The following is a 23,034-nucleotide window of genomic DNA, read 5'->3' on the forward strand; positions in this document are numbered from 1 at the left end:
ACGGGTCTCTCGTTCTGCGTGACGCGCTCGCGCGAACGCTGGGTTTCGGTCATCAGGGGGCTCGCTGGGAGCCAGAACCCAGCGTTCGGCGCCGTCGCCGTGGCCCCAACCCAGCGTTCGGCGCCGTCGCCGTCCCGGATGCGACTGCTGCCGAGGCACCTCCGGCGGCGTGGGCCTCGGTGGCCTGGGCGCTCTGCCCCGTGGGCCCTCGGCGTCCCGACCACCCCCGAGGCCTGGGACCTCGGTCCTGGGACCTGGGTCCCCGGGACCTCGGCCTCATGAGACGCCGCGTGCCGCCTCGTAGTTTCGTGTCATCACCCACCCGACACCAGGAGCAACGCGTGACCACCACAGCTGACAACCAGGTCGCCGTCGAGGACGCCGAGACGGTCGTGGAGGAGGCAGTCGACTCGACCGCCTCCGAGGTCGACCCCACCGTGAACCACATCGACGACCTCGTCGCCAAGGGTCTGGCGGCCCTCAAGGAGTACGCCTCCTTCGACCAGGCGACCATCGACTACATCGTCGCCAAGTGCGCCGTCGCCGCCCTCGACAAGCACGGCGTCCTCGCCGAGCTCGCCGTCAAGGAGACCGGTCGCGGTGTGTTCGAGGACAAGGCCGTGAAGAACATCTTCGCGTGCGAGCACGTCACCCACTCCATGCGCGACCTGCGCACCGTGGGCGTCATCAGCAAGGACGAGCTGACCGGCATCACCGAGATCGCCGAGCCCGTCGGCGTGGTCTGCGGTGTCACTCCCGTGACGAACCCGACCTCGACGGCGATCTTCAAGTCCCTCATCGCGCTCAAGACGCGCAACCCCATCATCTTCGCCTTCCACCCCGGCGCTCAGCAGTGCTCGGTCGCCGCCGCGAAGGTCGTGCGGGACGCGGCCGTCGCCGCCGGCGCCCCCGAGAACTGCATCCAGTGGGTCGAGACCCCCTCACTCCAGGCCACCGGCCTCCTCATGAACCACCCCGGCGTCTCCCTCATCCTCGCGACCGGCGGCAACGCGATGGTCCGCGCCGCCTACTCCTGCGGCAAGCCCGCCCTCGGCGTCGGCGCGGGCAACGTCCCCGCCTACATCACGAAGTCCGCGAAGCTCAAGCGAGCCGTGAACGACGTCGTGCTCTCCAAGGCCTTCGACAACGGCATGATCTGCGCCTCCGAGCAGGCCGCCATCCTCGACGCCGAGATCTACGACGAGGCGATCGCCGAGTTCCAGCACCTGCACGCCTACCTCGCCAGCCCCGAGGAGAAGGCGCTCCTGGAGCAGTTCATCTTCGGCGTCCAGGCCAACTCCGCGAACTGCGGCGGTGCCAAGCTCAACGCGGCCGTCGTCGGCAAGCACCCCGCGTGGATCGCGCAGCAGGCCGGCTTCACCGTCCCCGAGGACACCTCGGTCATCCTCGTGCCCGTGAGCGAGGTCGGCCCGGCTGAGCCCCTCACCCGCGAGAAGCTGGCCCCGGTGCTCGCGGTTCTCAAGGCGAACTCCGTCGAGGAGGGTCTGCGCTTCTCCGAGCAGATGGTGGAGTTCGACGGGCTCGGCCACTCGGGCGCCATCCACACCGAGGACCCGGAGCTCGCCGAGGAGTTCGGCTCGCGCGTCAAGGCGATCCGCATCATCACCAACGCCCCGAGCTCCCTCGGCGGCATCGGCGACATCTACAACGCCTTCATCCCGTCACTGACCCTGGGCTGCGGCTCCTACGGGCACAACTCGGTCTCGAACAACGTCTCGGCGATCAACCTCGTCAACGTCAAGCGCATCGGTCGGAGGAACAACAACTTGCAGTGGTTCAAGGTCCCGGCCAAGACGTACTTCGAGCCGAACGCGATCCGCTACCTCGCGGACATGCCCGACGTCGAGCGCGTCACGATCGTGACCGACGCCGTGATGACCACGCTCGGCTTCGTCGACCGGGTCATGGACGTCCTCAACCGGCGCGGCAACAAGGTCGCCATCCAGATCATCGACCAGGTCGAGCCCGAGCCCAGCGTCAAGACGGTCCAGAAGGGCGCGGAGCAGATGCGCCACTTCAAGCCGGACACGATCATCGCCCTCGGCGGTGGCTCGCCGATGGACGCCGCCAAGGTCATGTGGCTGCTGTACGAGCACCCGGAGATCGACTTCTCCGACCTCAAGCAGAAGTTCTTCGACGTCCGCAAGCGCGCCTTCACGTTCCCGACCCTGGGCAACCTCGCCAAGCTGGTCTGCATCCCGACCTCCTCGGGCACGGGCGCCGAGGTCACGCCGTTCGCCGTGATCTCCGACCCCGACGCCGGCAAGAAGTACCCGCTCGCGGACTACGCGCTCACGCCGTCGGTCGCGATCGTGGACCCGGCGCTGACCGCGTCCATGCCGCGCTCGCTGGCCGCCGACTCCGGCTTCGACGCCCTCACGCACGCCACCGAGGCGTACGTGTCCGTCTACGCCAACGACTTCACCGACGGCATGTCGCTGCACGCGATCAAGCTCATCTTCGAGAACCTCGCCCAGTCCGTCACGGGGGAGAAGGGCGACCCGGCCACCGAGAAGTCCCGCGAGAAGATGCACAACGCGGCGACCATCGCCGGCATGAGCTTCGGCAACGCGTTCCTCGGGATCGTGCACGCGATGGCGCACGTCGTCGGCTCCACGTACCACCTGGTGCACGGCCGCACGAACGCCACGCTCCTGCCGCACGTGATCCGCTACAACGGCAAGATCCCGACCAAGCTGACCAGCTGGCCGAAGTACGAGCACTACGTCGCTCCGGAGCGGTTCCAGGAGATCGCCAAGCACCTCGGCCTGCCGGCCGAGACGCCGGAGCAGGGCGTGGAGTCCTACGCGCAGGCCGTGGAGTCCCTGCGGGCCAAGGTCGGCATCCCCGCGTCCTTCCAGGCGCAGGGCGTCGACGAGACCGAGTTCATCTCGCGTCTCGACGAGGTCGCCACGGGCGCCTACGAGGACCAGTGCGCCCCGGCCAACCCGCGCATGCCGATGCGCGAGGACATGAAGGAGATCATGCTCGCCGCGTACTACGGCACCTCCGTCGAGGAGGTTCGCGCGCGTCGCGAGGAGGCCGCCGCGTCCTGAGGCGGGTGATCGGGGCGGGGGAGTCAGCACCCCCGCCCTGTGCGAGGCCCCGGACCACGCGGTCCGGGGCCTTCGTGCGTGGTGGTGGATCTCACCGCGCACGGACCTCCTCCGGTAACCGTCCAGACGGTAGGTTAGTGCCCCATGAGCACGACCACTCCGACGCGCGACACGCAGGCGAACCACCGCTCGAGCGCGAACGACCACTCGAGCGCGAACGACCGCTCGAGCGCGGTCGCCACCGAGCCGGCACCCCGCCTCGCCCGCGCGCGCGACTGGTGGGGCCTGGCCGTCCTCATGCTCCCGGTGCTCATCGTCTCGATCGACAACACCGTGCTGAGCTTCGCCCTCCCGGTGATCGCGCGCGACCTCCAGCCCAGCGCGGCGCTCCAGCTGTGGATCGTCGACGTCTACCCGCTCGTCCTCGCCGCCCTGCTCGTGAGCATGGGCAACCTCGGCGACCGGATCGGGCGGCGCAAGCTGCTGCTCATCGGCTCGGTGGGGTTCGCCGTCGTGTCCGTGCTCGCCGCGAACGCGCCCACCGCCGAGGCGCTGCTCGTCGCACGCGCCCTGCTCGGTGTGTTCGGCGCGGCGCTCATGCCGTGCACCCTCTCGCTGCTGCGCGGGATGTTCCTCGACCGTCGCCAGCGCCGGCTCGCGATCGCCGTGTGGGCGACCGGGTTCGCCGCGGGCGGCGCTATCGGCCCGATCGTCGGCGGCGTGCTCCTCGAGCACGGCCACTGGGGCTCGGTCTTCCTGCTCGCGGTCCCGTTCCTGGTGCCGCTGCTGGTGCTCGCCCCGCTGCTCGTCACCGAGAGCCGCGATCCCAACCCCGGCCCGCTCGACGTCGTCGCGATCGTCCTGTCGATGCTCACCTTCGCGCCGGTCGTCTTCGCGATCAAGCACCTCGCGACCGAGGGGTTCGACCTCGTGGTGGTGCTGGGCGTCGTCGTCGGGATCGCGGCCGGCACCGTCCTCGTGCGGCGCCTGCTCGCCCAGCGCAACCCGCTCCTGGACGTGCGCCTGTTCGCGGTGCCGGCCTTCACCGGCTCGGTGCTGGTCAACCTCGTCAGCGTGCTGTCGATGGTGGGGCTGCTCTACTTCCTCGCCCAGCACCTCCAGCTCGTCATGGGGATGGGTCCGATGGAGGCCGGCCTGGTGCTGCTTCCGGGGACGCTCGCGATGGTCGTCGCCTCGCTCCTCGTCGTGCGCTGGGTCCGCCGCGTCCCGCCCGCGGTGCTCATGTCGGTCGGCCTCGGGCTTGCCGGGATCGCCTACCTCGTCTTCGCCGTCACGGGCGGGAGCAGCGCGGTGTGGGTGCTCGCGACGGCGTTCGCGCTGCTCAGCATCGGCGTCGGGATGGCCGAGACGCTCTCCAACGACATCATCGTCGCGGCCGTGCCGCCGGCGAAGGCCGGTGCGGCGTCCGCGGTGTCGGAGACCGCGTACGAGCTCGGCGCCGTGCTCGGCACCTCGATCCTCGGCGGCATCCTCGCGGCGAGCTACGCCGCCAACCTCGTGGTGCCCGCCGGGCTCACCAGCGCGCAGGCCGACGCGGCGGGGGAGACCCTGGCCGGGGCGCTCGACGTCGCCGACCAGCTCCCCGCGGACCTCGCCGCCGCGCTCGCCGACTCCGCGCGGCACGCGTTCGACGCCGGCGTCGTGGTCACGGCGAGCGTCGGCGTCGTGCTGTCGACCCTCGCGATCGTGCTGGCTGCCCGGACCGTGCGCGGCCAGCGGGGCTGACGGCTGGGTCAGCCCGCCTCGACGGCGAGGCCCGCCACCACCTCGACCCGCGGCCACGCCGCGAGCAGGTCCCCGGGCAGCAGGATCTTCGATGCGCGGACCCCGGACCCGATGAGCGCCTCGCCCTGGGCGACCCGTGCGTCCAGGAGCACGCGGAACCGGTCGGGCAGCCCGAGCGGCGTGATCCCGCCGTACTCCATCCCCGACTCGGCGACGGCGACGTCGGTCGAGAGGAACGAGGCCTTGCGCACGTCGAGGAGCCGCTTGATCCGCGAGTTGACGTCGGCGCGGGTGGTGGCCCGCACCACGGCCGCGGCGACCCGCTCCTCGCCGTCGCGCCGTCCGCCGACGAGCACGCAGTTGGCCGACACCGCCAGGTCGAGGCCGTAGGCGTCCGTCAACGCCTGGGTGTCCGCGAGGTCGGGGTCGATGCGCGCCACGAGGACCTCGTGCGCGACTCGCGGCTCGGTCTGGGCCCACATGCGCAGCATGGCCAGGACCGAGGGCGCGAGCACGGCCGGGTCGGCCTGTCCGGCGGCCAGCGCCGGGAGCCACTCGAGCGCGCCGCGCGGCGAGGATGCCGGTGCGCCCTCGCCGTCCCGCGCGTCGAGGTGCGTCACCGCTGGTAGGTCGCGGTGAGCGTCGCGCGCGCGAGGGTGCGGAAGAGCGCCGTGAAGGCGACCGCGGTCGGCGACGCCTCCGGGTCGAGGTCGAGCGTGTCGACGTCGAGCGCGTGCACCGCGAAGACGTAGCGGTGCTCGCGGTCGCCGGCGGGCGGCGCCGCGCCCTCGTAGGCGTGCGTGCCGCCGTCGTTGCGCACGTGGAACGCGGCGCCCGGGAGCATGAGGTCGCTCGCGCCGGCGTCCGTGTCCAGCTCGGTCACCGAGGCGTCGAGGTCGACCACGGTCCAGTGCCAGTAGCCGGCGGGCGTGGGGGCGTCCGGGTCGAAGCAGCTCACGACGAAGCTCTGCGTCTCGGGCGGGAAGCCCGACCACGCCAGGTGCGGGGAACGGTTGCCGGCGTGCGCCGCGAAGTCGTCCCCGAGCGGGGCTCCGTCGATGAGGTCCCGGCTCGTGAGCGTGAAGCTCGGCACGGGCGGCAGCTGGTCGTAGGGCGCGGGCGCCACCGGTCGCTGGGAGAGGTCCACGGCGCCAATCTACGCCGACGAGCGGGGCAAGGTCCCGGTTCCCCAGGGTGTGGCGCCGGTACCGTGGAGGGGTCCCCGGTGTTCCAGCGCGGTCCGCCGCGGGGCCGGACGCCATCGTCGGCGTCCCCCACCCACCGCGCGACAGTTCAAGGAGTGGTCTCCATGCGCACGCCGGACAGGCGGGCCGAGGCGCGGTCGTCGCTGCGCCGTTCCGTTCTCACCGGGTGGACCCGTCCGCCCGGCGCCGTGCGACGCACGGCGCAGGACCGGCACGACGTCGAGCAGGCAGCCCTGCTGGGCGGCTACCTCATCCACCGCTCGCCCCAGGAGCGCTGACGCACGACGGCGAGCCTCGCTTGCGAGGTGATGCTCGCCGTCGCCTGTGGGGTGCGAGCCGCGGCACGCGCGGCCGTCTGACGCGAGGCACGACGGCGAGCCTCACGTCGGAAGGAAGTGCTCGCGGGTGGGCCGCCTACGATGCGTGCCCGTGATCATCTTCGGGTCCTACGTCATCCACCACACCGTGGGCGAGGGCCACTTCCACTGCCCGCAGTGCCTGGGCCAGACGGCGTACCGGCTGCGTCGGGGCCGCTGGTGGCTGCACATCCTCTTCATCCCGCTCATCCCGATGAAGCGGGCCCAGCCCTTCGTCCAGTGCGGCACCTGCCGCTCGCGGTTCGCGCTCGGCGTTCTCGGTCCCACGGAGCTCGAGCGCTACCGCCAGGCCCTGGGCGACCAGTTCCCCGCACATCTCGTGGGCCTCTCGACGGCGCAGCTGCCGAACGAGGACGAGCCCGCGGTGGGACCTGGCGTGCCGGGGCTGCCCGGGATGCCCGGCGTGCCCCAGGCCGAGCAGGTGGCCACCGATCCGTATCCCGTCGCGGGGACGCCCGCCGCGCACGCCGTCGACAGGTACGCCGCACTCGGCGGGGAGTGGCTCGCCGTCGCCCGCGGGGTCGGTGCGGAGGTGCTGCGCCGCAGCTCGCGGGTGACCGACCAGGGCGCCTGGCGGGTCACGCGGCACGCGTGGCGCGTCGGGGTGCGCGACTACACCGAGGACCACGTGCGGTTCGACGTCGAGCGCCTCGACACCTCCTACCTGCCCGTCCTGGTGCGCGAACTCGTCGCGGACGCACGCCTCGGTCCGGCCGGTGGACGCGGGCTCGTCGCCGACGCGGTCGAGATCGCCCAGGACAACGGCGGGCTCGAGGACGCCCAGTGGGAGTGGATCGTGCGGCTCGGTCTCGAGGCCGGGGTCGGGCCGACGGCGGCCGGCGAGGTGCGGGACGGCGTGCTCGCACGCAGCTGAGCAGTTAGTTGAGGGAACAACTACCGGGTGGGCTGTGTTGCCTCGTGTGCTCCGGATCGCGGGGCACTCACGAGAGGACGGAACACATGGCACGGATCACGGTCATCGGCGGTACGGGGTACACGGGCGGGAACATCGCGCAGGTCGCGGTGGCGCGGGGGCACGAGGTCACCTCGTGGAGCCGTACGCTCCCGGTCGAGCCCGCCGACGGCGTGTCCTACGAGACCGCCGACCTCACCGCCGACGGGGTGGCACAGCGCGTCGTGGCGAACGCCGACGTCGTGGTCTCCGCGCTCTCTCCGCGCGGACCCCTCGAGGGCGCGCTCGAGGGCGTCGACGCCGCGCTCGCCGACGCCGCGAGCGCCGCAGGCGTCCGCCTCGTCGTGATCGGCGGCTTCGGCTCGCTGCGTCCCGCGCCCGACGCGCCGCGCATCGCCGAGGGCGACGACTTCCCGGCGGCCTACCGCGCCGAGTCGCTCGAGATGGCCCGGATCCTCGCCGGTCTGCAGGCGCGCGAGGGCCTCGACTGGCTCTACGTGAGCCCGTCCGGCGGGTACGGCGCCTTCAACCCCGGTGAGGCGACCGGCTCCTACCGCGTGGGTGGCGACGTCGTGGCCCCCGACGCGGGCGACGTGTCCGGCGCGGACTTCGCGCTCGCCGTCGTGGAGGAGATCGAGAACGCGGCGCACACCGGGCACATCTCCGTCTTCGGCTGAGGGGCCAGGGCGCCCGTCCGCGATGCCGCCGGCTGCTGACGGGCCGCTGCGCCGCCGTCGTCGAGATCTGCGGATCGCCTCGCCGGGTGGCCGACGCCGAGCGCGATGATCGCCAGCCCGGGGACGTGAGCTCAGGAGCCGGCGGGCAGCGGGCGCAGCGCTGCCTCGAGCTCGACCCGGTCCGCGGGGTACCAGGGTGCGAGGACCGCCACGAGTCGTGGGCGCAGCTCGGGCTCGTCGACGAGCACGCTGACCCGGAACGTGCCCGACACCTGGTCCGGCCCCCACCCCAGGAGCCGCAGCTCCTCGGCGTGCTCGGCGAGCGCGTCGGAGGCCAGCTGCGCCTCGGAGCTGCTCGGGGAGTCGGCGGAGCCCACGCAGAGCCAGCCCGGCCACACTTCGCGCAGGCTGCGGTGTGCAGCCTCCACGTCGCTGTCCTCGGTGAGCAGCACGTTGAACTCGCTGACGCCGTCCGACACGTAGGTCTCCACGTAGCCGGGCAGGGCGGTGGCGCGCTCGTGCAGGAGGTTGGCCGCGTCGTGCGCCGCGGGCGGGAGGTCCGGGCCGTCGGGCCCGTCCACGAGCGCGACGGCCGACTCATCGCCGCCTCGCCACGGGTCGTCGCACAGCGGCGCGAGAGCGGGCAGCGCGATGTCTGTGAGCTCGAGACCGTCGGGCGCGTCGGGTGCGACGGGTCGCGTGAGGGTGAACGTGTCACGTTCCCCGTCGTAGGTGCCCACCACCCAGCCCGTGCCCCAGGTGACGCCGGAGGCGTGCTCCGCGTCGGCGACGTCGTCCCAGTCCAGCCCGATGACGACCGGTCCGGAGCACTGCGGGGGGTAGGACTCGAGCACGCCGCCGAGGCACGCGACGGGGTCGGCCCCGTCACGTTGGAGCAGCGTGGTGGCCGCGGTGTAGACCGTGACGCCGGGATCCGTGACGCCGGGATCCGTGCCACCCGCGCCCGTCGAGCCGCCGGACCCGGCGGCCGCCGTGACGTCGGTGGGCTCCGCCGACGCGCCCTGCGACGCCCCCGCGCCGCCCGTGCCCGGCGCCGTGCACCCGGCGAGCAGCACGACGGCGAGCAGAGGGCCGAGCGCGCGCGTGACCGACCGGTTGACTCGCCTCGTGGACATACGGCCTCCTCGCGTGAGGCGCGGACGGCGCCGTCATCTGGCGAGTGTCCACCGCCGGCCGGTTCTTGCACCGGATCGTCCCCCTCCGGGGACTTTTGGCCCTCGCGGCCCTCAGCGCTCGGTGGTTGCGTGGAGCTGCCCGAGAGGGCCTCGGGCGCGCGGACGAAGGAGTTCGACATGACACGCACCTACGTGGTGACCGGTTCGGCGTCGGGGATCGGCAAGGCGACGGCGGAGCTGCTCACCGAGCGTGGGCACCGGGTGATCGGTGTCGACCTGCACGACGCCGACGTCGAGGTGGACCTCACCCTCGCGTCGGACCGCGCCCGCCTCGTGACCGAGGTCGCGGAGAAGGCGGGCGGAGCGATCGACGCGATCGTCGCCGTCGCCGGTCTCGCCCTGCCGGTGCCGAAGACGGTCGGCGTGAACTACTTCGGCATGGTCGCCACGCTCGAAGGGCTGCGGCCGCTGCTGGCGGGCTCCCCGGCGCCGCGGGCCGTCGGTGTGAGCTCCATGGCGAGCCTGCACCCCAACGACGCCGAGCTCGTGGACCACCTGCTGGCCGGCGACGAGCCCGCCGCCCTCGCGCGCGCGGAGATCCTCGCGAAGGACGAGAAGACCGGCGGCTTGATCTACGGCTCGACCAAGGCCGCCTTCTCGCGGTGGATCCGTCGTTCGGCGGCGAGCCCGGAGTGGGCCGGCGCGGGCATCCCGCTCAACGCGGTCGCGCCCGGCGTCATCCTCACACCCATGACGGCGGACCTCACCGACACCGAGGAGAAGCGCGAGGCGCTGCGCCAGATGGTGCCGATGCCGCTCAACGGCTTCGCCGAGGCGCGCACCGTCGCGACGCTGCTGGTGTGGCTCGCGAGCGAGGAGAACACGCACCTGTGCGGTCAGGTGATCTTCGTCGACGGTGGGTCCGACGTCGTGATCCGTGGCGACTCCACCTGGTGATCCGCCGCCGCGTCGTGGTCCGCCGACCCGCGGTGGTCAGCCGCCGGGGCGGAAGGCCGAGCCCATGAGGCCGTCCGCCACCGGCAGGTCACCGCGCTCGACGGCGGACACGAGCGTCGCGTGGTCGGCCTCCGTCTGGTCGGCGTACGCCCGCGCGAAGGCGGCGAAGGCTAGCGCGGGCGCGTCGTCGTCGCCCAGGTAGCCGGCGATCATCGAGGCACCCGACGTCCGCGCGTGCCCCTTGGCGAGGAGGCTGCCGACGATGCGCGCGTAGTCCACGAGCGCGCCCGCGTCGAGGCCGTCCAGCGGAACCGTGCCCTTCATGTTGCGGAAGGTGCGCACGTAGTACTGGTTGCCACCGAAGGAGGTCCAGCCCAGCAGGGGGTCCGACACGGTCTGCAGGGCCTGCTGGCTCTCCACCACGCGTTGACCCTGGTGGTCGTGCCAGGCGTGCTCGCCGTGCACGTAGCGCGCGAGCACCGAGCGCCGGGCCTGCTTGAGCTGGAGGAAGAGCACGTCGTCGGGGCTCGTGCCGACCAGCAGCGCCACGTAGGCCCGCAGTCCGACGCTGCCGACGCCGACCACCTTGTGCGCGACGTCCACGAGCTCGTACCACGCCAGGACGCGGCGCCACTGCTGCGGGAGGGTGGTGAGGTAGTCGTCCAGGCCCTGGGCGACCTGCTCGGCCACCGCGTCCGGCAGGCGTTCCACGAGGGGCGGCTCGGCGACGATCTGGCGGTGGCCATCGGCCCCCTCGCTGGTGAAGCGCGGCAGCGCGCGGTCGCTCGTGCGCTTGCGCGCCGCCTTCGCGGCGCGGCGGATCGCGTCCCGCAGCGTCGGGTCGGTCGCGGTGTCGGCGAGGTGCGTGACGTCCATCCGCTCGTAGGAACGCTGGACGAGCGGGATCTCCGCGAGGCGGGCCACCTCGTCGCGGTAGGCCGTGACGCAGGCGACGACGGCGTCGCGGCAGGCCTCCTCGGTCTGACCGTTCTCGCGGCCCGCCACCCACGTGCTCGCGGTGAGCCGGGCGAGGTCCCATTCCCAGGCGCCGACGTGGGCCTCGTCGAAGTCGTTGATGTCGAGCACCTGCTCGCCCTCGGGGGAGCGGTAGAAGCCGAAGTTGCCCAGGTGGGCGTCGCCACCGACGACCGGGGTGATGCCGGTGACGGGAAGGCGGGCGACGTCGTCGGCCATCACGACCGCCGAACCGCGCAGGAAGCCGTACGGGGATCCGATCATGCGGCCGATGCGGATGCCGACCAGATGCGCGAGGCGGCCGTCGTGCGAGGCCCGGATGAGCGAGACGACCTGGGGGCGGTCGCGCTGCACGGTCCACTGCCCGAGGGCCTCGACCGGACGCGTCTGCCGCAGCGTGCGCCCCATGGCGTGCCGCTCGCCCCGGCTCTGAAGACGGGCGCCCAGCGTGAGGGTGCCGTGCGCGGGGTCGGTTCCGGCGAGGGGCGTGAGGAGGCGCGTCAGCTGGGCCACGAAACGATCACACCAAAGCCGCGGACGGCGGGCAACCGCTGCACGCACATCGCGGCTTCCGCCGCGCGCCGCACGCGCCGCTTCGGCGCACCCGGCACACCTGGCACACCGCGCGCCGCCGCGCGCCGCCGCGCGTGCAGCACCCCCGCGCACCAGGCAGTCCCGCGCTCTCCGTGCGCCGCGCGCCGTGCAGTCCCGCGATCTCCGCGCGCCGCGCGCCAGGCAGTCCCGTGCTCTCCGTGCGTCGCGCGCCAGGCAGTCCCGTGCTCTCCGTGCGTCGCGCGCCAGGCAGTCCCGTGCTCTCCGTGCGTCGCGCACCAGGCAGTCCCGTGCTCTCCGTGCGTCGCGCACCAGGCAGTCCCGTGCTCTCCGTGCGTCGCGCACCAGGCAGTCCCGTGCTCTCCGTGCGTCGCGCACCAGGCAGTCCCGTGCTCTCCGTGCGTCGCGCACCAGGCAGTCCCGTGCTCTCCGTGCGTCGCGCACCAGGCAGTCCCGTGCTCTCCGTGCGTCGCGCACCAGGCAGTCCCGTGCTCTCCGCGCGCCGCGCGCCGTGCAGTCCCGCGACCTCCGCGCGTCGCGCGTCGCGGCGTTCGGCCAGGCGCGGGTCACCAGTCGACGGCGGGGCATCCGGGCGGGAACACGAACGCGTCGGTCGTCGCGGACGACGCCGCCGACGGTGGCTCGGCCCCGCCGATCCCACCTTCCTCTCGTGCGACTCGACCCGCGCCCCGAGGCGCACGTCCAACAGTGATCGCTCCCGCTCGCGCACCTCCGTCCGCGCCCGGCGGCGCACCCCGACCCGTGAGCGTGCCCGCTCGCGCGACTCCGCCCGCGCCTGGTGTCGCACCCCCACTCGTGCCCGGTGGCGCGCCCGCGCCTCCGACCGCACCAGCTAGGGCGGCTCCACTCGTGCCCGGTGGCGCGCCCGCGCCTCCGACCGAACGAGGTGGGGCAGCTCCGCCCGTGCCTGGTGGCGCACCCGCGCGTTCACCCGCGCCCGGCGGCACACCCCCACTCGGCGGCCGGCTCCCCGCGCCGGTGGTTCGTCCCCGGCCTTCTCCGTCGGAGCACTTGGGCACGAGAAGCTCGTCGTCGAGACGGGTGGTCCGGCCGATCTCCCGACCGTCGCGAGCCACGAACCGGAACCCACCCCGGATCGGCGTCACGCGCACGGCGGCGTCGTGGATGTCGTGATGGTGCCTGGAACACACGGTGATCCCGTTCTCGAGGGACGTCTCGCCACCTCGCGACCACCAGAGGATGTGGTGCACCTCGCACCAGGACGCTCGAATCGTGCAGCCGGGCCACTGGCAGTGCCGGTCGCGGGTCAGGATCGCCCTTCGCAGGTCTCCGACGAACGTCCGCTCCGTGCGCCCCACGTTCAGGGGTTGCCCGTCCGAGTCGAGCACCACTCGTTGCACGAGCGCATCGCAGGCGAGCACGTCGAGCGCGGCGAACGGGAGGAGCGTGCCGTCCTGGAGCTGTGCCAGAGGTGGCTCAGCGGCCAGTCCCGTCGCTGCGAACGCGGCCCCGGTCGCACCGGCCCCGGTCGCACCAGCCCCGGTCGCACCAGCCCCGGTCGCACCAGCCCCGGTCGCACCAGCCCCGGTCGCACCAGCCCCGGTCGCACCAGCCCCGGTCGCACCAGCCCCGGTCGCGCCTGGGCCGGGCTGGCTGCCACCGTCGCGGCAGGAGGCGAGCCGGAGTCGGCGTCGCTCCATGAGCAGCAGCCAGGTGTCTTCGCGAACAAGGATCGAGACGTGCGGTCGAACCTGCGCACCGGTCCTCTGGCCGTAGCCCAGCGTGCGGGAGGCGAGGTCGGTCAGGGCATCGGCGCGGCGCTGGTCTCCGGTGCGGGTGTCATCGACCGCGGGCACCGGAGTGACTGCGTCCAGGGCGGCGCGCACGATTCCGCCTGCGACCGGGTCCAGGAAACCCGTCAGGTGCACTCCGCCGCCTCCGGCGGACATTCGGACGAACCGCCGGTCTCGCGCGGCGTCGAACCGCTTGTCCGCGGCGTCGGCGTCGATCGCGGCGGCCGCCTGCTGCAGCGCGCGGCGCAGCTGCGGCACCGGCAACCGGCGGCCCAGATCCACCAGCTCTTCCGGGTTCTCCGTCAGCGACGCCCGGGCGCGCTCGGACGAGCTCGCGAGTACGTCACCCATCGCCTGAACATGCCCGATCGTCAGCACACCCTCGCGGACGGCGTCTCCGACCTCGGGCAGGTCGGCCAGCGCGTGCGTGAGGTTCTCCTCGGCACGCGTGGCACCGCGGCTCTGCCGGCTGCTGGTGGTGCGCCAGCCGGTGAAGTCGCGTCGCTCTGCTCCGGGTCGGTGCCACCCGTCGGACTGCTTCACCAGACCGAGCACACCAGCCCGCGCCAGGCCGAGGACGGACACGGCCGAGTCGAGGCCGCTCAGCGACTCGGTCAGCGCTGTGGGGTCGATCGCCGGTGTGTCGGGCGCAACCTCGCCGAGCCTGGCTGCGTTGACCGCGGCTGCGTCGCGCGAGACCCCATCGAGGCCGGCCGGTCCGAGCCCCGACGCCCCAGCACCGCTCACCGGACTGCGCTGCAAGGTACGCACGAGGTCGGCGAGCCCAGCCACCGCGGTCCGGACCGCGGCGACGGCATCCCGCAACCGAGCCGCATCCGCACCCTGCGGTGGGGCGGCCACGAGACGGGGTGAGCCACCGGCGATGTGAGCGTGGCTGGGCGCCACGGCCATCGCCGACTCGACCGGTTCCGCTGTCACGCTCACCACCACCACCACTCGGGGTTCGACCATCTCCGTCGAACGTGTGTGCCGAGAGTACGGTGCAGCACCGACATCGGCGGCACCGCCCGCATGGTCGTGGACGATCGGACTTCTCGGCGCTCGGTGGACAGCTCAGCCGGACCTACGGCCCGGCCTACCGACCGGGGCAGACGTCAGGGGTGCGGAGTCTCGCGGTACTCCAGGGGCTTCGCCGCGTCATCGGGGAAGAGGTCGACCACCAGCTCCGGAACCGTGGTCCGCAGGACGTCCGAGAGCGCTACGAGCGTGGACAGGCGCGGGTTGGCGGGTGTGTTCTTCGCACGGTCGGACAGCCCCGACTCGAGCAGCTGGTAGTGGTTCCGATTGATCCCGGCGGCGGCTGCGACCTGCTCCTGCGTCAGGCCCCGCTCGGTACGCAGTCGGGCGAGCCGATGCCCCAGGCGCACCGCGAGGTCGCGGTCGGGGGATCGATCGGCGGGCACGGCATCCACCGTCCCGGCTGGGTATGCACGGTGTCAGCCGGGTAGACACGGGATCCCAGGGCGAGGCGCCCCGAGACACGAGCACGTGGACACTGCCCGCCGTGCGAGAGTGCCACGGTGGGCGACCAGGTGCCCTCGGCGATCCTCGCCGTCGGGCTGGGAGTGCTGCTCGCCGTCGTCGGTCTCGTGCCGTTCGTGGCGGTGGCCTACCGGCGAGGGCGCCTGACGTGGGTCGCGGCGCCCTGTGGACGCTGACGCTCGTGTACGGGCGCGGCGATCCGGACCTACACGCTGCGCCCGCTGGTGGTCGGCTCGCTGCTCGCGCTCGGGGTGCCCGCGCGGCTGCGCGGGTTCCACCCGGACGCGCAGGCCGCCCGCAACCCGGCGCCCGTGACGCGAGGGCGCCGGTTCCTCGCGATGCTGTGCGACGTGCTGGGCTCGATCGTCGCGCAGGTGGTGGTGGCGATCGTGGTGCAGGTGGCGCTGCTCCAGCTGGAACGGCGGGACCTGCTCACGAGCGGGCTCGCGAACGACGTCGCGTGGTGGGTGGTGCTGGGCACCTGGCTGGTGCTCGTCCTGGCGACGGGACGGACGGTGGGAGACGTGGCGGTCGAGCTGCGGTTCGTGCGCGTGCCCGACGGCGCAGCCGCGCCTCGTGCGCTGCGGCGCCCCTTGCGTTTCGTGGCCGGGATCGGCGGTTTCATGCTCCTGGACCTCGCCCCGCCCGGTTGGCAGTGGGCCGCGTGGCTGTTCGCGGCGGTGTCGCTCGTGGCGATGCTGCTCACGGTGAACGGGCGCGGCCTGCCGGGACTCGTGACCGGAATGAGGGTGGCGGATGCCCGGGAGAGGTGAGAGCCGGCTCACCCTCAAATCCGCAGACTTCCGCGGCGCAACGGACTAGGGTAAAGCACGTCAGGAGCATTCACTGTTGTCACTCCTGACACGACCCCACGCATCCGCGTGGGTCACGCGCGCCGCGATCCGGCGCATGCAGGGAAAGGAGGTGAGTCCGAGCCATGACGACCACGCAACCCGTGACGCCCACTCGGTCCACCCGCCGCCGCTTCTCGATCCGCCGCGGCTGGACCGCGCTCCCGGGACCCGTCCCGCGGACAGCGCAGGACCGCCACGACGAGATCCAGGCCGGTGCGATGCGGGCCTTCCTGCTGCGGTAGCCGCCGACCCAGTCCTTGTCATCGACGGCCCGGGAGCGCTTCGGCGCACCCGGGCCGTCGTCGTGTCGCCCTGCTTCTCCTGTCCCGGGCACCAGCACGCGAGGCCGTCAACGGCCGCCGCGCACCTCCACCTTCGCCCCCACCTTCGCCTGCGGCGACATCATCAACCACATGACCAGATCCCGACGCGAAGCGGCCGGACTTGGACTGCACAACGCCCTCGGCTCGGAAGTGCCCGGCATCACGGCGCGCGAGTATGAGCGATCGGCTGTAGGCCGACCGCGACGCCCGCGTCCACGTGCTGCGCCAGGACGTCCACCTGCGTCAGCAGCTCGCGCGGCGCGGCGCTGACGTCGAGAGGCCAGAGCTCGATCTCGATCCCGAGGTTGCGAATGCGGACGACCCGCGGCCCGGACCGGTCCCCGCGGCTACCCGCATACACCAGCGTGCCGCGAGGGAGCCCGAGGGCGGCGCAGTACGCCGTCATCTGGAAGACGTCCGCCGTGGGATAGGCGTCACCCTCGGTTCCGAGCTTGTACTTGGCATCGAGCACCGCCACCGGCCGTCCGCCAATCGTGTGCACGATGTCAGGGCGGATCGGGACCGTGCCGTCCTCGTCCAGAACATCGCGATACTGCGTGTGGGTTGCTCCAGCGGAGCGCCGCTGCAGGGACTCACCGAGCGCGGTCGACACGAAGTCCTCGAACACCTTCGCCATGTCCACCACGAACGACGCCGTCGGTGACGCTCCCTCTCCACCGATGGTGCGCAAGATCAGCTCAGACAGTCGCAGAGCCGGCTGGTAGTCGCTGTTGAGTCGGCTCGGTCGCCACGGTGGCAGAGGGGTCCCGCGGCGCAGCGCCGTCACCCCCGTGAGGCGCCCCAGGAGGTGCTGCAGTCGCCCCCGCAGACGTCGATCGAGCCGGGGTAGTCCCGCCACGCGGACCAGGGCGGCACGGAGAATCCGGTTCTCCGGGGTGTCGACGTCGTACTCGTCGTACGCGACCTCCAGAGGGATGACGGCGTCCTGGTGACGGCTCATCTGTGCGCTTGTGCGAATGCGGCCGCGGAGCACCATCAGCTCTTCTCGCGCGGCACGTACCCCTGCCGGACTCCACGCAGGAGCGCCCGTTCTGCCAGTCGCGCCAACGTCTCGGCCACGGCGGGCCAGAGGTCCTCGCGCGTGATGCCGTCGACCAGCCCCGGGGTGAACCGGAGATCCCGCCGATGGCGCCTACCTCACGCCGCCACGCCGACCCTCACGACCCACCCCACGGAACTCCACTTCCGTCTCGTCCCGGCCTTCTTCGTCAGTGCGCGGCCATGGCGAGCCGTCGAACAGAGCTGCGACCTCGGCGTCCGCCTCGGGTGTGAACGCCGCATCCAGGTCCGCGCCCCAGGCTTCTTCGAGTCCGCCGAAGCGGACCAGCCCAGAGCTCACGGCTGATCTCCCGCACCGGGTCGACGGCGCCGGGCCCGCCCGGACCCATCGGGCACCCCCGCTCCCGACGGCCCCGCGAACCGGGAGAGGAACGCCGCGAGCTCGGCCGCCGACTCCGGGGTGAGCTCCGCGTCCGGCCCGAGCTCGCCGTCGTCCAGCTCGCCGTCGCCGTCGTCCTCCTCGCTCAGCCCGTCCTCGTCGTCGTCGTCCCACAGGTCGCCGTCGGTGAGCCGCTCGAGCGCCTCGAGCTGGTCGATGATCTCCGCACGCCGAGCCGACATGAGGAACGCCGGATCCCCGAGGATTGGATCCTGCGACCACGTGCTGGCGACGTCCACCCCCAGCGCCTCGAGCAGTGCCGCGGCGCGCTGCGACGAGGACCCCTTCACCCCGACGGCCTCGTGCAGCTCGGTCGAGGTCAGTCGGCGCGCACTCAGCACGTCGTTCACCTTCGCCGCGATCCACAGCACGGCCGCCGCCCAGGTCTCGTCCCGCCCGCGCCGTCGGAACAGCGTCGGATCGGCGAGCGCCGCACGGGCGAGGATCCGCCGCGCGCTCGTCACGAGCTCGGTGCACTCGGGCTCCTCGATCAGCGCACGCAGTCCCCTCGTGGCGATCGCGTCCACGGACCGCAGCCGTTCGTGCACGTCCTCCGGCACGCCGTCGAGCACGAGCTCCTCGGGCGGCAGCGGCACGGCGTCGAGCCGAGCCAGCGCCCCGTGCCCGCCGACCTCCTCGGCGAGGGAGTCGAGGATGTCGCCGCCGGCGGACCAGTCACCCGAGTCGAACCCGTTCTTCGCGTTGAGCCGGTGCACCGCCTCGGCGTCGAGCACGCCGTCGGAGTCCAGCAGTCCCGCCTCGGCGAGCATCCCCATGAGGCCGTGCCGAGTCGGATCCGCGATCGCGGCGCGGTACTCGGGCTCGAACCGGGCGATCCCGGCGAGCGCCTCCGTGGTGGCCCCCTTCGGCGCGTCGCGCTCGGCGTGCGCGTACCGCACGAGCACGCGCAGCACCTCGGGGACGGCCGCGAGGAACTTCGGCTCCGCCGAGATCCTGCGCAGGCACCAGTCCATCAGCGCCGTCTCGGCCGTGACGTTGCTCCACCGCAGCGGGTCGCCCTCGCCGAGCGAGGAGGAGAAGCTCAGCAGCGAGCGCAGAACCGCGCGCGGCAGCGCGTCCGGACCTGCGTCGAGCCCGACGGCGAACGGCGACGCCAGCACGTCGTCCACATACGGCTCGAGCGTCTCGGGGGAGTGCGGCACGCGTTCGGGCACCGTGCCGCCCTCGGGCATCAGCCGCAGCAGCCACCGCAGCAGCCCGTACACCGCGGGCCACGAGTCCGACTCGACCGGGCGCTGCAGCGCGTGCCAGTTCGCGAGGCCCTGCTCGATCCGGGCGCGAGCGTCCGCCAGCGAGACGTCGACCACCTCCATCCCCGTCTCGGGGCGCTCGAGGGCCTGCTCGAGGTGGAACGCCTCGACGTCCTCGAGCGAGCGGTCGGTGGCGAACGCGTCCTTGACGATCGTGCCCATGTTCGCGTCGATGTACACGAAGAAGGTGAGCGGCCTGCGGGTGGGCAGGTCGACGTCGATCACCACGTTCAGGCCGTCGTCCAGCAGCGCGGTCATGAGGATCGCGCGCCGCGGCTGGATGCGGTCCGCGCGCAGCACCCATCCGGGCAGGGCGTGCCGACGCGCCGCGACCTCGCGGCGGATCTCCGCGCGCTCCGCATCAGCCGCCGCGTCGTCGCCCAGCATCTGGGCGAGCACGAGCAGGAGCGCGTCGCTCTGCCGCATCCCGGCCGCGCGGAACGTGCCCATGAGGCGGGCGAGCGTGACCCGCTCGCCGTCGGACCCGACCGCGTCGTCGCCTTCGTCGGTGAGATCGAGCGCCGCCACGAGCTGACTCGCGAGCAGGATGAGGTCCAGCGGGTGCTCGGCTTCGAGCGCGCCGTCGATCGCCTCGATCAGGCCCGGATCCTCGATGGCTTCGGGTCGCTCCTCGCGGGCGGGATGTTGCCGCTGCGGCGCGGCGTGTGCCCGACGGCGGGCCTCGGCCTGGGAGCGTGCGTGGCGGTCTCCCCGCTTGCGGTTCGTCACGCGCCCACCGTATGGGCTCGCGGGCCGTCCTCCCGCCTGCCGCCGCACGGCGCCTTCCGGCACTCGGGGCAGCGCGACTCCACTGCTGGCGACGGTTTCGGAGGCTGTGGCTCCGAAACCGTCGCCAACGACGGGATGAACCCTAGCCAAGTTCCTGGCTAGAATCGGGCCGTGGCCGTCTACAACATCCTCGAGGCACGGAACCAGCTTTCCCGGCTCGTCGCCGCTGCCGAGGCGGGGGAGGAGGTGACCATCGCACGCCGAGGCGAACCGGTCGTGCGGATGGTCCGCCTGGATCCGCCCGGGCCGGCCTCGGGAGCGGCGATCGTCGCCTGGCTCGGAGAGCACCCGGCGCGCCCGGGACTCGGCCGCTCCGCCGACGAGATCGACGCCGCGATCGAGATGGCCCGCGAGGGCTGGGAGTGAGTAGGCGACCAGGTGGGCGCATCTACCTGGACACCTGCGTGCTCATCTACGCCGTCGAGAGCGCGGACGCGCGTGGCGACGTGGTCCGCGATCGCCTGGCCCGGACACCCTCCTCGCTCGTGGTCAGCCCACTCGTGGCGATGGAGGCGCTCGTCGGACCGATCCGGAGCGGGGACATCGAGATCCGGGACCGCTACGTCGCCGTGCTCGGTCTGCTCGACGTCGTCGAGCTCTCGATGCCGGTGTTCCTCCGCGCGGCCGAGCTGCGCGCCAGCACCGGGTTGCGGACCCCGGACGCCCTCCATCTCGCGGCGGCCCAGGTGCACGGGTGCGCCGCACTGTGGACGAACGACGACCGCCTCGCGGCCGCGTCCCGCGGGCTCGCTCTGAACGTGCTGGCGTAGACCAGTCGGCGTAGGCCGCAGACCCCGCTGGCTACATGTCCCACACGTGCACGAGCACGGCGTTCGCCACTCCGGCCCGCGGCCCCTGTGCCGCCGTCATGCCGGTGAGCATCTCGCGCGGCGCCGGGTGATCGGGGAGCGCCGCCAGGTAGGCGGCGTGCGCCTCGAGCGAGGCGATCCCCTGCTCGAGCGGCTCGCCGGTCACGTCGATCCCGTGTGTGAGCGCTCTGTGCCCGGTGACGACGAGGCGAGGCGCCTTCCACGGTTCGAGGCCCTCCTCCTCCAGCAGCTCGCGGAACGTCCAGGGGTTGTCGGCGTCGCGCACCGCGTCGACCACCGTGACACCGCAGACGCGGTGGTCGGCGTGGTTGAGTCCCCATGGCGCCTCCAGCTCCCACGTGATCGTGACGACGACGTCGGGCCGCACCTGCCGGATGACGCGCGTCACGGCGCGGCGCAGCTCCAGGCCGGCCACGAGCTCGCCGTCGGGCGCGTCGAGGAACCGTACGGCCCGCACACCTACCGCGGCGCACCCCGCGCGCTGCTCGGCCTCGCGCAGGACGGCCGTCTCGGCCGGGTCGAGTCCGCGGATCCCCGCCTCGCCGCGGGTGAGCAGGAGGTAGGTCACCTCGACCCCGGCGGCGGTCCAGGAGGCGACGGCGCACGAGGCGCCGTACTCGGCGTCGTCGGGGTGTGCCACGACCACCAGCACCCGCTCGGCGCCGGCCAGCTCGAACAGGGGAAGGGTGTCGGTGTCGGCGGTCATGGTCCGACGGTAGGCCCGGCGCACGCCCCGGCCCAGCCCGGTGTGGCGGCCGATGAGCGGCCGCCGACGCCGACCTGGGCGAGCCGCCACCGCCGTCGGCGTCCACGGGGCCACGATGTCGGCATGCGGATCGTGGTGGCAGGCGGCACCGGGACGGTGGGTGTGCCCGTGGTCGCCGAGGTCCAGCGCCGCGGTCACGACGTCGTGGTGGTCGCACGCGCCTCGGGCGTCGACGTCCTCACCGGGTCCGGTCTCGACGACGCGCTCGCGGGCGCCGACGCCGTGATCGACGTGCTGGGCACCTTCACCCTCAGCGGCCGCGCGAGCGCCCGCTTCTTCACCACGACCACGCAGCACCTGCTCGACGCCGAGCGGCGCCTCGGCGTGGAGCGTCACGTCGCGCTCTCGATCGTCGGCATCGACGCGCAGTCCGGGGGGTACTACGGCGGCAAGCGCACCCAGGAACGGGTTCTCGCGGACTCCGGTCGCCCGTACACGTTGCTGCGCGCCGCGCAGTTCCACGAGCTCGCGGGCACCATGCTGCACACCGCGGTCGTCGGCCCGGTGGTGGCGGTGCCGCGGATGGTCGTGGCACCCGTGGCGGCGGCGGAGGTCGCCGTTCGGCTCGTCGACCTCGCGGAGCAGCCCGCCGCCGGGCCCGTCCGCGATCTCGTCGGACCCGAGCGCCACCTCATGCTCGACCTCGTGCGCCGGTACGCGCGAGCCGTCGGGTCCTCCGCTCGGGTGGTGGGCATCCGCGTGCCCACACCCGGGTGGCACCGGATCGCGTCGGGCGTGCTCGCGGGCGGTGGGGACGTCGACCGGGGCACGCTCACGTTCCGGGACTGGCTCGCGGCGCAGGACCTTCCAGCCGACGCGTGAGCTCGTCGATCGAGACGGGCCGCCGCATGCCGCCGCGGGTGGGACAGCCGTGCCGGGAGGCGCCGAACCGCCACCACAGCCGGACACCGCCGATGGCCGGTGAACCGAAAGGGTCTGCCCCCCGAGCACGGAAGGAGTCTCCTGTGGGCCGCAGCGGCGACATGAGACTGATCTCGTCCGGTGGGTGCCGCACGTTGCCCAGGCCGAACGCCTCGCGCACGTCAGGCCACACCGGCGCGAGAGCAAGTGTGAGGTGCCTGACCTCGGCCACCGCCAGCGTGAGTGCGAGGAGCTCGGGGTCGAGGGGGCTGCGTCGCGATCCGATCCGCGCCGACCCGGGACGCGACCGGTGCCCGAACCGATGTCCCGACCGGGGCCCCGAGGGGCGTTCGGGGTGGTGTGCCCCGGCGCTCGAGTCGTCCTCGCAGTACCGGGTCAGGAGGGCGACCACACCCTCGTGCGTGATCGGCGAGCCTTCGCCTACCGAGACGCGCACGCCGTCGAGCGCCACGCGTTCGTCGACCCGGTCGGGACCGACCACGTAGCCGAAGGGCCGCAGCTCGCGGGAGGTGAGCCCGGCACGCGCGAGGGTGCGGGTGGTCGGACCGCAGCCTCGGTCCTCGTCGAGCGCCGACGCCGGCACGCGCGCCAGGAGCGCCGCACAGACCGCCGCCGGGAGCGGCCTGGTCTGCAGCGTGTCGCCGTGAAAGGCGGGCAGCCGCTCGACGTGCCCCGCGAGCGGGCCGGCGAGCTCGGCGTCGAGCAACCACCCGGGCGGGCCGAACGTGCCGGACAGCGCGGTGTGCGGTCGACGCGCACGCTGGCGGCGCCACAGCGCGGTGAGCTGCTCGGACGCCACCGCGCTCGTGGCGAGGCGGCTCGTCCTCGGGCTCGCGCAGCGGTCCGGATCGTGCGGCGTCGTGGTCATGGGGTGAGCCTCCTGGCCCGTCCGGCTGGCCGCCAGGCACCCTGTGGACGGCGCCCGCTCCCCGATTGAGCCGCCAGACTGTGGACAACCCATGTGGTA

The 23,034-nt window shown here is 73.0% G+C and carries 22 protein-coding genes; 12 read left to right on the forward strand and 10 right to left on the reverse strand.

Translation table 11 applies throughout. The features are described from left to right. Positions 1-392: 392 nt before the first annotated feature. Positions 393-3,077: a bifunctional acetaldehyde-CoA/alcohol dehydrogenase gene (gene adhE / locus AC3AQ1_RS15810; RefSeq protein ID WP_370445365.1), complete on the forward strand. Its 2,685-nt coding sequence runs from the start codon at positions 393-395 to the stop codon at positions 3,075-3,077. A gap of 144 nt (positions 3,078-3,221) precedes the next feature. Next, entirely contained in the window at positions 3,222-4,823 is a 1,602-nt protein-coding gene (locus tag AC3AQ1_RS15815) for an MFS transporter (protein WP_159096595.1), read from the forward strand. An 8-nt stretch (positions 4,824-4,831) separates the two neighbouring features. Here AC3AQ1_RS15815 and AC3AQ1_RS15820 read toward each other — a convergent pair whose 3' ends face one another. Continuing rightward, a complete protein-coding gene (locus tag AC3AQ1_RS15820; protein ID WP_370445301.1) occupies positions 4,832-5,443 on the reverse strand; it encodes a YbaK/EbsC family protein in 612 nt (203 codons plus the stop codon). Beyond that, positions 5,440-5,970: a YbhB/YbcL family Raf kinase inhibitor-like protein gene (locus AC3AQ1_RS15825; RefSeq protein WP_108719771.1), complete on the reverse strand. Its 531-nt coding sequence runs from the start codon at positions 5,968-5,970 to the stop codon at positions 5,440-5,442. The genes AC3AQ1_RS15820 and AC3AQ1_RS15825 overlap by 4 nt, the downstream gene beginning before the upstream one ends. A gap of 162 nt (positions 5,971-6,132) precedes the next feature. On the opposite strand from AC3AQ1_RS15825, the gene AC3AQ1_RS15830 reads away from it, so the two are divergent. From AC3AQ1_RS15830 to AC3AQ1_RS15840, 3 genes are all read left to right on the forward strand, one after another. After that, positions 6,133-6,306, forward strand: coding sequence for a hypothetical protein (locus AC3AQ1_RS15830; RefSeq protein WP_159096596.1), 174 nt, complete (start codon positions 6,133-6,135; stop codon positions 6,304-6,306). 151 nt (positions 6,307-6,457) lie between these two features. Further along, positions 6,458-7,279 carry a zinc ribbon domain-containing protein gene (locus AC3AQ1_RS15835; protein WP_159096597.1) on the forward strand — a complete coding sequence of 274 codons (822 nt, stop codon included), beginning with the start codon at positions 6,458-6,460 and terminating at the stop codon, positions 7,277-7,279. An 86-nt stretch (positions 7,280-7,365) separates the two neighbouring features. Continuing rightward, positions 7,366-7,995, forward strand: coding sequence for an NAD(P)-dependent oxidoreductase (locus AC3AQ1_RS15840; RefSeq protein WP_108719773.1), 630 nt, complete (start codon positions 7,366-7,368; stop codon positions 7,993-7,995). 131 nt (positions 7,996-8,126) lie between these two features. Here AC3AQ1_RS15840 and AC3AQ1_RS15845 read toward each other — a convergent pair whose 3' ends face one another. Continuing rightward, on the reverse strand, positions 8,127-9,131 hold the full coding sequence (locus AC3AQ1_RS15845) for a hypothetical protein (RefSeq protein WP_108719774.1): 1,005 nt from the start codon (positions 9,129-9,131) through the stop codon (positions 8,127-8,129). Positions 9,132-9,308: 177 nt separating this feature from the next. Between AC3AQ1_RS15845 and AC3AQ1_RS15850 the strand changes: the two genes are divergently transcribed. Continuing rightward, positions 9,309-10,088 (forward strand): SDR family oxidoreductase, encoded by a 780-nt coding sequence (locus AC3AQ1_RS15850; protein WP_108720304.1) that lies wholly within the window; start codon positions 9,309-9,311, stop codon positions 10,086-10,088. Positions 10,089-10,124: 36 nt separating this feature from the next. On the opposite strand, the gene AC3AQ1_RS15855 is transcribed toward AC3AQ1_RS15850, so the two are convergent. The 3 genes from AC3AQ1_RS15855 to AC3AQ1_RS15865 form a co-directional block, all read right to left on the reverse strand. Then, entirely contained in the window at positions 10,125-11,576 is a 1,452-nt protein-coding gene (locus AC3AQ1_RS15855; RefSeq protein ID WP_234417576.1) for a DUF2252 domain-containing protein, read from the reverse strand. Positions 11,577-12,181: 605 nt separating this feature from the next. Next, positions 12,182-14,362 carry an HNH endonuclease gene (locus AC3AQ1_RS15860; protein ID WP_108719775.1) on the reverse strand — a complete coding sequence of 727 codons (2,181 nt, stop codon included), beginning with the start codon at positions 14,360-14,362 and terminating at the stop codon, positions 12,182-12,184. A 143-nt stretch (positions 14,363-14,505) separates the two neighbouring features. Further along, positions 14,506-14,814: a helix-turn-helix domain-containing protein gene (locus tag AC3AQ1_RS15865; RefSeq protein WP_139987196.1), complete on the reverse strand. Its 309-nt coding sequence runs from the start codon at positions 14,812-14,814 to the stop codon at positions 14,506-14,508. A 117-nt stretch (positions 14,815-14,931) separates the two neighbouring features. On the opposite strand from AC3AQ1_RS15865, the gene AC3AQ1_RS15870 reads away from it, so the two are divergent. The 3 genes from AC3AQ1_RS15870 to AC3AQ1_RS15880 all read left to right on the forward strand — a co-directional run bounded on the left by AC3AQ1_RS15870 (position 14,932) and on the right by AC3AQ1_RS15880 (position 15,989). Further along, positions 14,932-15,069: a sedoheptulose 7-phosphate cyclase gene (locus AC3AQ1_RS15870; RefSeq protein ID WP_139987195.1), complete on the forward strand. Its 138-nt coding sequence runs from the start codon at positions 14,932-14,934 to the stop codon at positions 15,067-15,069. Between the two features lie 48 nt (positions 15,070-15,117). After that, positions 15,118-15,666 (forward strand): hypothetical protein, encoded by a 549-nt coding sequence (locus AC3AQ1_RS15875; RefSeq protein ID WP_108719777.1) that lies wholly within the window; start codon positions 15,118-15,120, stop codon positions 15,664-15,666. 164 nt (positions 15,667-15,830) lie between these two features. Further along, a complete protein-coding gene (locus AC3AQ1_RS15880) occupies positions 15,831-15,989 on the forward strand; it encodes a hypothetical protein (protein WP_159096598.1) in 159 nt (52 codons plus the stop codon). Between the two features lie 241 nt (positions 15,990-16,230). Here the strand turns inward: AC3AQ1_RS15880 and AC3AQ1_RS15885 are convergent, their stop codons facing one another. Together AC3AQ1_RS15885 and AC3AQ1_RS15890 are read right to left on the reverse strand one after the other, a co-directional pair. After that, positions 16,231-17,067, reverse strand: a complete 837-nt coding sequence (locus AC3AQ1_RS15885) for an McrC family protein (RefSeq protein WP_108719778.1) — start codon at positions 17,065-17,067, stop codon at positions 16,231-16,233. 359 nt (positions 17,068-17,426) lie between these two features. Beyond that, positions 17,427-19,529 carry a DUF6398 domain-containing protein gene (locus AC3AQ1_RS15890; RefSeq protein ID WP_108719780.1) on the reverse strand — a complete coding sequence of 701 codons (2,103 nt, stop codon included), beginning with the start codon at positions 19,527-19,529 and terminating at the stop codon, positions 17,427-17,429. A gap of 171 nt (positions 19,530-19,700) precedes the next feature. Between AC3AQ1_RS15890 and AC3AQ1_RS15895 the strand changes: the two genes are divergently transcribed. Together AC3AQ1_RS15895 and AC3AQ1_RS15900 are read left to right on the forward strand one after the other, a co-directional pair. Continuing rightward, entirely contained in the window at positions 19,701-19,955 is a 255-nt protein-coding gene (locus AC3AQ1_RS15895) for a type II toxin-antitoxin system Phd/YefM family antitoxin (protein ID WP_108719781.1), read from the forward strand. Further along, positions 19,952-20,359, forward strand: coding sequence for a type II toxin-antitoxin system VapC family toxin (locus AC3AQ1_RS15900; RefSeq protein ID WP_159096599.1), 408 nt, complete (start codon positions 19,952-19,954; stop codon positions 20,357-20,359). Before AC3AQ1_RS15895 ends, AC3AQ1_RS15900 begins: the two co-directional genes overlap by 4 nt. 31 nt (positions 20,360-20,390) lie before the next feature. On the opposite strand, the gene AC3AQ1_RS15905 is transcribed toward AC3AQ1_RS15900, so the two are convergent. Then, positions 20,391-21,125, reverse strand: coding sequence for a PIG-L deacetylase family protein (locus tag AC3AQ1_RS15905; protein ID WP_108719783.1), 735 nt, complete (start codon positions 21,123-21,125; stop codon positions 20,391-20,393). 123 nt (positions 21,126-21,248) lie between these two features. On the opposite strand from AC3AQ1_RS15905, the gene AC3AQ1_RS15910 reads away from it, so the two are divergent. Next, the gene (locus AC3AQ1_RS15910; protein WP_108719784.1) at positions 21,249-22,007 is read left to right on the forward strand and encodes an SDR family oxidoreductase; all 759 of its coding nucleotides are present in this window, start codon (positions 21,249-21,251) and stop codon (positions 22,005-22,007) included. Here AC3AQ1_RS15910 and AC3AQ1_RS15915 read toward each other — a convergent pair. Then, positions 21,958-22,935: a hypothetical protein gene (locus AC3AQ1_RS15915; protein ID WP_108719785.1), complete on the reverse strand. Its 978-nt coding sequence runs from the start codon at positions 22,933-22,935 to the stop codon at positions 21,958-21,960. The two genes, AC3AQ1_RS15910 and AC3AQ1_RS15915, sit on opposite strands and share 50 nt — an antisense overlap. Positions 22,936-23,034 lie beyond the last annotated feature (99 nt).

The sequence above is a fragment of the Miniimonas sp. S16 genome, from assembly GCF_057748195.1.

Coding starts and splice junctions, on each gene's coding strand:
- AC3AQ1_RS15885 (WP_108719778.1), bottom strand. CDS start 17,067: ATGGTGCTCCGCGGCCGCATTCGCACAAGCGCACAGATGAGCCGTCAC.
- AC3AQ1_RS15845 (WP_108719774.1), bottom strand. CDS start 9,131: ATGTCCACGAGGCGAGTCAACCGGTCGGTCACGCGCGCGCTCGGCCCT.
- AC3AQ1_RS15850 (WP_108720304.1), top strand. CDS start 9,309: ATGACACGCACCTACGTGGTGACCGGTTCGGCGTCGGGGATCGGCAAG.
- AC3AQ1_RS15880 (WP_159096598.1), top strand. CDS start 15,831: ATGACGACCACGCAACCCGTGACGCCCACTCGGTCCACCCGCCGCCGC.
- AC3AQ1_RS15815 (WP_159096595.1), top strand. CDS start 3,222: ATGAGCACGACCACTCCGACGCGCGACACGCAGGCGAACCACCGCTCG.
- AC3AQ1_RS15840 (WP_108719773.1), top strand. CDS start 7,366: ATGGCACGGATCACGGTCATCGGCGGTACGGGGTACACGGGCGGGAAC.
- AC3AQ1_RS15860 (WP_108719775.1), bottom strand. CDS start 14,362: ATGGTCGAACCCCGAGTGGTGGTGGTGGTGAGCGTGACAGCGGAACCG.
- AC3AQ1_RS15830 (WP_159096596.1), top strand. CDS start 6,133: ATGCGCACGCCGGACAGGCGGGCCGAGGCGCGGTCGTCGCTGCGCCGT.
- AC3AQ1_RS15915 (WP_108719785.1), bottom strand. CDS start 22,935: ATGACCACGACGCCGCACGATCCGGACCGCTGCGCGAGCCCGAGGACG.
- AC3AQ1_RS15910 (WP_108719784.1), top strand. CDS start 21,249: ATGCGGATCGTGGTGGCAGGCGGCACCGGGACGGTGGGTGTGCCCGTG.
- AC3AQ1_RS15905 (WP_108719783.1), bottom strand. CDS start 21,125: ATGACCGCCGACACCGACACCCTTCCCCTGTTCGAGCTGGCCGGCGCC.